At 36.6% G+C, this 6,147-nt stretch carries 9 protein-coding genes, 1 pseudogene and 1 other annotated feature; of the genes and pseudogenes, 1 reads left to right on the forward strand and 9 read right to left on the reverse strand.

What is annotated here, in order from left to right; genetic code table 11:
• A pseudogene (locus ACEN33_RS11635) lies at positions 1-117 on the forward strand (IS30 family transposase); the annotation flags it as partial.
• Between the two features lie 69 nt (positions 118-186).
• Here ACEN33_RS11635 and rplL read toward each other — a convergent pair.
• The 9 genes from rplL to rpmG all read right to left on the reverse strand — a co-directional run bounded on the left by rplL (position 187) and on the right by rpmG (position 5,914).
• Positions 187-561, reverse strand: a complete 375-nt coding sequence (rplL, locus tag ACEN33_RS11640) for a 50S ribosomal protein L7/L12 (protein ID WP_138404221.1) — start codon at positions 559-561, stop codon at positions 187-189.
• 52 nt (positions 562-613) lie between these two features.
• Positions 614-1,156, reverse strand: coding sequence for a 50S ribosomal protein L10 (rplJ, locus tag ACEN33_RS11645; RefSeq protein WP_407090968.1), 543 nt, complete (start codon positions 1,154-1,156; stop codon positions 614-616).
• A gap of 48 nt (positions 1,157-1,204) precedes the next feature.
• Positions 1,205-1,336 (reverse strand) — a sequence feature (ribosomal protein L10 leader region).
• Between the two features lie 212 nt (positions 1,337-1,548).
• Positions 1,549-2,241 carry a 50S ribosomal protein L1 gene (rplA, locus tag ACEN33_RS11650; protein ID WP_407090890.1) on the reverse strand — a complete coding sequence of 231 codons (693 nt, stop codon included), beginning with the start codon at positions 2,239-2,241 and terminating at the stop codon, positions 1,549-1,551.
• Between the two features lie 83 nt (positions 2,242-2,324).
• Positions 2,325-2,750: a 50S ribosomal protein L11 gene (gene rplK, locus ACEN33_RS11655; RefSeq protein ID WP_138404224.1), complete on the reverse strand. Its 426-nt coding sequence runs from the start codon at positions 2,748-2,750 to the stop codon at positions 2,325-2,327.
• A gap of 129 nt (positions 2,751-2,879) precedes the next feature.
• Positions 2,880-3,935, reverse strand: a complete 1,056-nt coding sequence (locus ACEN33_RS11660; RefSeq protein WP_407090889.1) for an acyl-CoA thioester hydrolase/BAAT C-terminal domain-containing protein — start codon at positions 3,933-3,935, stop codon at positions 2,880-2,882.
• 122 nt (positions 3,936-4,057) lie between these two features.
• The gene (locus tag ACEN33_RS11665) at positions 4,058-4,861 is read right to left on the reverse strand and encodes a hypothetical protein (RefSeq protein ID WP_407090888.1); all 804 of its coding nucleotides are present in this window, start codon (positions 4,859-4,861) and stop codon (positions 4,058-4,060) included.
• 38 nt (positions 4,862-4,899) lie between these two features.
• Complete coding sequence (gene nusG, locus ACEN33_RS11670) at positions 4,900-5,445, reverse strand: transcription termination/antitermination protein NusG (RefSeq protein WP_197104055.1); 546 nt, start codon at positions 5,443-5,445, stop codon at positions 4,900-4,902.
• 128 nt (positions 5,446-5,573) lie between these two features.
• Complete coding sequence (secE, locus tag ACEN33_RS11675) at positions 5,574-5,747, reverse strand: preprotein translocase subunit SecE (RefSeq protein ID WP_338486777.1); 174 nt, start codon at positions 5,745-5,747, stop codon at positions 5,574-5,576.
• 14 nt (positions 5,748-5,761) lie between these two features.
• Positions 5,762-5,914, reverse strand: coding sequence for a 50S ribosomal protein L33 (rpmG, locus tag ACEN33_RS11680; protein WP_138404229.1), 153 nt, complete (start codon positions 5,912-5,914; stop codon positions 5,762-5,764).
• Between the last annotated feature and the right edge of the window lie 233 nt (positions 5,915-6,147).

Genomic DNA, 6,147 nt, shown 5'->3' on the forward strand with positions numbered 1-6,147 from the left:
GCAACTGATGAAGAGATACAAGGTTGGGCAACGAAATTAAATACACGTCCCAAAAAATGTTTGAATTGGAAAACACCTTATGAAATCTTTTATAAAACTGTGTTGCACTTAATTTGACAATTTAAGACAAAAAAACCAGAGGTAAAAACCTCTGGTTTAGAGTGTATAAAGTTAAATAATCAGAGATTATTTAACTTCTACAGCTCCTCCAACTTCTTCGATTGCAGCTTTTAATGCTTCTGCATCTTCTTTAGATAATCCTTCTTTGATTACTTTTGGAGCGTTATCTACTAATTCTTTAGCTTCTTTAAGTCCTAAACCAGTTGCTTCACGAACTGCTTTGATAACTTTAATTTTAGCTGATCCAGCTGAAGTTAATTCAACGTCGAATTCAGTTTGTTCTTCAGCAGCAGCTTCACCAGCGCCACCAGCAGCAGCTACAGCTACAGGAGCAGCAGCAGATACACCGAATTCTTCTTCGATTGCTTCTACTAATTCGTTTAATTCTACAACAGTTGCTGATTTGATATCTTCAATAATTTGTTCAATGTTTAATGCCATGATTTGTTTCCTCCGTTTTATATGTGTTTTTTTATTTATTAATTATGCTACATTAAGCAGCGTCTTTTGCTTCACCAACAGCTTTAAGCGCATAAGCCATCTTGCGAGCAGGATTCATTTGTGATAATACTGAAGCTGTATTGCGCATTGGAGCTTCCAGTACAGATAGTAACATAGATAATAGACCTTCGCGACTTGGTAATTTAGATAATGTTTCGATTTCAGCTACTGTAGCTACAGCACCTTCAATTAATCCACCTTTGATTTCTAATTTTTCTAAATCTTTTGCGGCATCAACGATAATTTTAGCTGGAGCAACAACATCTTCAGAATGGAAAGCAATCGCAGTAGGACCAGCGAAAACTTCATCTAAACCTTCAATACCTGCGTCTGCAGCTGCTCTACGTAAGATTGTGTTTTTCACAACTTTCATTTTCACGCCTGCATCACGTAAGTTTTTACGTAATTCTGTTACTTCAGTAACGTTAAGACCTAGGTAATCGATAATTACAACACCTGCAGAACCTTTAAGTTCTTCAGTGATTTCTGCAACTTCGTTTTGTTTTTGTTCAAGAGTCACTTTTCTTTTTCCCAATTAGTTCACCTCCGTCATTTTGGTATAGAGAGTATTTATTGATTATTTTATCCAATAAAAAAACCCCCATGTCACCTTAGACATAGAGATACATTCCTGTTGTTTATCACTTAGGAACTTCCTCGGTAAGAAATTAAGGCATTTGCCACTTACTGTCTTCGGTCGTTTAACACATAAAACATCATAATGGATACCGACTGTGTTGTCAACACTTTTTATTAATGTTTTTAACTATTTTTATTTAATCGGTTTTCATTTAGTTAATATTTTCAATTATTACCTGAAAATATAGGTCTGTCTTCAAAAGCATGACCCTTTATTACAAAAAAAGAGCTTAAAAAATGAAGACTTACTTCAAATTCTAAGCTCGTAATTATTTAAGTTAAAATTGATTATTCCATTCCTGGAGCGTTAATTTTGATACCAGGTCCAAAAGTAGTAGACAATGTTAAACTTGTCATGTAAGTACCTTTAGCTGAAGCTGGTTTTAAACGAACGATTTGTTCGTGTAATGCGTTAAAGTTTTCTTTTAATTTAGCATCATCAAATGATACTTTACCGATTGGAACATTAACGATTCCTGCTTTGTCAGCACGGTAAGTAACTTGACCTGCTTTGATGTCGTTAACCGCTTTAGTAACATCTTGTGTTACTGTACCAGTTTTAGGGTTAGGCATTAGGCCTTTTGGTCCTAATACGCGTCCTAGACGACCAACTTGTCCCATCATGTCAGGTGTTGCTACCATTACGTCGAAGTCTAACCAACCACCGTTGATTTTTTCGATTAGGTCTGCTTCACCAACAAAATCAGCACCTGCTGCTTCTGCTTCTTTAGCTTTATCTCCAGTTGCGATAACTACAACTGTTTGAGTTTTACCAGTACCATGTGGCAATACCATTGCTCCACGGATCTGTTGATCAGCTTTTTTAACATCAATATTTAAGTTGTAAGATACTTCCATAGTTGCATCAAAGTTCGCAAAGTCGATTTCTTTCGCTAATGCGATTGCTTCATCTGCGCTATAGAAATTGTTGCGGTCTACTTTTTCTAATGCCGCTTGAAATTTTTTACTTTTCTTAGCCATTTAATTTATTCCTCCTATATTTGTGGTATTAACGGTAATACCTCCCACACCCGATAGAATACGGGCTGGAAGCTGCGTTATGCTTAGCCCTCGACAGTGATTCCCATTGAACGAGCTGTTCCTTCGATCATGCGCATAGCAGCTTCTACATCTGCTGCGTTTAAGTCTTTCATTTTAATTTCAGCAATTTCTTGTACTTGTGCTTTTGTTACTGAACCAACTTTGTTTTTGTTTGGTTCACCAGAAGCTTTGCTTAAGCCAGCTGCTTTTTTAAGTAAGATTGGAGCTGGTGGTGTTTTAGTAATAAAACTAAATGAACGGTCTTCATACACATCGATTACTACTGGAATAATCATCCCATTTTGATCTTGTGTTTGAGCGTTAAATTCTTTAGTAAACGCCATGATGTTAACTCCCGCTTGACCTAATGCTGGACCAACTGGCGGCGCTGGACTTGCTTGTCCCGCTGGAATTTGTAATTTGACTTGTGTTACGACTTTTTTAGCCACGAAACATTCCTCCTTGTAAAATTTTTTTCGTGATGTGGTTTACGGAGTGAGCTTCACTCCTCCCACTCAGTGTGCGTTCTTGCGCACCGAAATAGTATACCATGTTTATTCCATATTGCAAGTGCTAATCTACATTTTATATTCTTTATTATGCCAATTAGCTAAATTCTCTAACAAAATGGCATGACTTTCTTCTAAAGCGGCTTGATTGGCTTCATCATTCCCACCTAAGGCAATCAATCCTGCAGAGTCTCCTAAATATCTTTTATTTGAGAATAAATGACCTGCCTCTGGATAATTGTGTAATTCAATTTGGTTTGCCTGTTCAATAATCGCTTCACCCATTTGACTTGAATTCCACATTAAATCGTCGCCACCGGCGAAAATAATTCCTTCCCCTGTAAATTCTTCAGCTTTAATGCGAGCTGCTTCTAGACTCTCTGCTTCGCTTCCTTCAATCACACTGTCATAAATTGGTTGATATGACACCGGTGTATAGGTGATAAAGCCTGCAATCATCTGCATTGTTTCTATCATACTACCTGATTGATTACTCAAATGCGGCAATGGCTCATCTTGGTAAGACCATGAGCTGGCGTCTGCATTTTGTTGGTCTAGTGAGAAGAAATTATAAGTAGACGGTGCATATAATACGATGTGATCAATCTCTTCATAGATGGTAGCTAAGTTTAAAGTTAATTCCGCTCCTTTAGAAGCACCTAAGACTGTGATAGGACCATCCGATTGACTATGTTCTTCGTGATAAGCTAAGACTTCTTGGTAGAAATCGAGGGGAACTTCATGAATACTTTCAGGTAATTCACCTGGTCCGAAAAAGAATAAACTGTAAACTTCGTATCCTTCATTTGCCAATTGAACCGCTAACTCATAATTGGGCGAACCTTCGGAACCCCCAAAGGTGAAGATCGCTCCCTCAGCTAAAATTTCATCTGGAACAAGATGGAAGCCATTAACATACCCTTCTTCGATTGTTTCAACTGTCATATTGGCTTGTTCTGTCTCATACAATGCTAAATTGGCTGGCTCGACATAGACACTTTCTTCATCCGTTGCAATATACTCACTATACCGATTCGTTTGAACCCAACGTATTCCGAAGATAATAACCGTGATTAGAATAGCAATCACTACAATCCGGAGTAAAACTTTTAAGATGAGTCTCATAATGTGTCTCCTACTCTCTCTTAAGAAAACTGAGTGACCTTGTTATAGTCATTTTACCATAAATGAAAGTGCATCCGAAGGAGCACAAAAAAGATGAACCTAAATTAGATTCACCTTATAACCTATTTATTCACTCTTTTAACTCGTTGTTCTTTTTGTAGTCGGAACAGTTGAACGAAGCCAACGGCACTTATAACAAAAAGAACTGCGGCTACATACATAACGATATTACTTTTATATTCAAAGGATGAAAATGGACTATGTTTAATAAATATTCCTAGGATAGCCCATAATGCTACTGGCATAATCATCTCATTACCTAACTTTGTATAGTAATAAGCTGAAAGTGCTGCCACAACAATCATTAACGCAACCGTCCAAATAATACCTATTGTACCGGTTAAATCAACACCTTGACTTACAGTATAAGTAGTTAAGTTAGCCATACTCGCCACTAATAACCAACCAAAATGTAGACCCATTGAGTATTTTAAAAACCAAGGGTTTTCTCTTAATGTGGGTGTAGCACTAATAGCTTCAACACTTTTCATAATTCTAGTTGTGTATAATAAAATAACGATCAGTGAAGCAAGTAACCATTCATTACTCCAACAAATAATCCAGACAATGTTTAAAGCAATCCATTCTATCATTCGCGTTAAAATCAATTGACGGTAAAGCGCACCGAAACGATCTCCTTTTGGACGGATAAAATCAATACTAATTGTCAATGCCATTCCGATATAAATCACAGCCCAAATTGAAAAAGTAATGCCTGCTGGTGCAAATAAATTCACATATTTATCTGAAACTTCTGCTTGAGTTGCTGGTAAGATAATCCCTGCCGCACTCAAATAGTTCAATAATAGTAATAATACGAAGAATACTGGCACAGCCCAACGATAATATTTATGAAATGAGTTCATATAGTTTGTACTCCTAACTATCGTGATTTAGTTGCTTACTACAGTTCTTCTTCTTTGATTTGGTTGAATTCTAATTCAGCCACTGTTTCACGACCGAACATTTCAATAAGAACTTTAACTTTCTGATGTTCTTGATTCACTTCTTCAACAACACCTGCAAGACCTGAGAAGGCACCATCTGTAATTTCAACACGATCACCCGTATTGATATTTAAGTCGATAATTTCTTTCGGTTGTTCACCGTCACCTAGAATATAGGCGATTTCTTCATCTAAAAGTGGTGCTGGTTTACTTCCGGCACCATGCGAGCCAACGAAACCTGTTACCCCTGGTGTATTACGAACGATAAACCATGCATCATCTGACATAACCATCTCAACTAAAACATAACCTGGGAAAGTTTTTTGTGTTTTAGTTTTTGGTTCGCCGTCTTTCACTTCTGTAACATCTTGTGTAGGGACAACCACACGGAAGATATTCTCCCCCATTGCCATACTATCTTTACGTAAATCAATATTTTCTTTAACTTTGTTTTCATATCCTGAATAAGTATGTAGAACATACCATGCTTTATTTGATTCCATATTGAACTCCTTTCAAAAAATTCTCAAAATAAAAAACCTACAAAACAGTAGGTTCGTTCCTTGCGTCAATTATACCATTAATCCTTCAATGATTACTATAAAAAAACTAGAAATCACGCTCTTTTTAATTAAACACTAAATAACCAATCCATTAGTGACGAGAATACTTCATCGGTTAATGCAAAATAAGATGCGAAAATAACGACAAAGATAACAACAATCCAAGTAAAGCGATTGACTTCTTTAACTGATGGCCAATTTACCTTTTTCATTTCGTTTCCGACTGATTTAATATAGTTCATTCTTATCCACCTATCTACTTAGTTTCTTTATGTATTGTGTGCTTATTACAGTATCGACAGAACTTTTTAAGTTCTAGACGAACAGATTGACCCGTTTGTGTCGGTGTCATTTGGTAATTGCGTTGGCCACACTCTGTACATGCCAAAGCTGCTTTTCTCTGTGCCATATGCAACCCCTCCTATTATAGATTCATCTTTACATCTCAATAAATCATAATGAAAAGTACCTACAATTGTCAAGCATTGATTGCATAAGTTATCTAATTTTTAATTTCCCTCTGTTGTCAAATCAAATGCAACACTATTGTTATTCAAAAGACATACCCCATTAGACTTTTAGGTATAGGGTTTCCCCCATGGGGGAAATGTCGCTTTTCGATTCTTTTATAACTCAAGTCTT

The organism is Ruoffia sp. FAM 24228 (assembly GCF_045528575.1).
Classification (GTDB): domain Bacteria; phylum Bacillota; class Bacilli; order Lactobacillales; family Aerococcaceae; genus Ruoffia; species Ruoffia halotolerans.

Excerpts from the sequence above, each read along its gene's own strand:
- rplL (WP_138404221.1), bottom strand. The coding sequence starts at position 561 with ATGGCATTAAACATTGAACAAATTATTGAAGATATCAAATCAGCAACT.
- rplA (WP_407090890.1), bottom strand. The coding sequence starts at position 2,241 with ATGGCTAAGAAAAGTAAAAAATTTCAAGCGGCATTAGAAAAAGTAGAC.
- ACEN33_RS11660 (WP_407090889.1), bottom strand. The coding sequence starts at position 3,935 with ATGAGACTCATCTTAAAAGTTTTACTCCGGATTGTAGTGATTGCTATT.
- ACEN33_RS11665 (WP_407090888.1), bottom strand. The coding sequence starts at position 4,861 with ATGAACTCATTTCATAAATATTATCGTTGGGCTGTGCCAGTATTCTTC.
- nusG (WP_197104055.1), bottom strand. The coding sequence starts at position 5,445 with ATGGAATCAAATAAAGCATGGTATGTTCTACATACTTATTCAGGATAT.
- secE (WP_338486777.1), bottom strand. The coding sequence starts at position 5,747 with ATGAACTATATTAAATCAGTCGGAAACGAAATGAAAAAGGTAAATTGG.
- rpmG (WP_138404229.1), bottom strand. The coding sequence starts at position 5,914 with ATGGCACAGAGAAAAGCAGCTTTGGCATGTACAGAGTGTGGCCAACGC.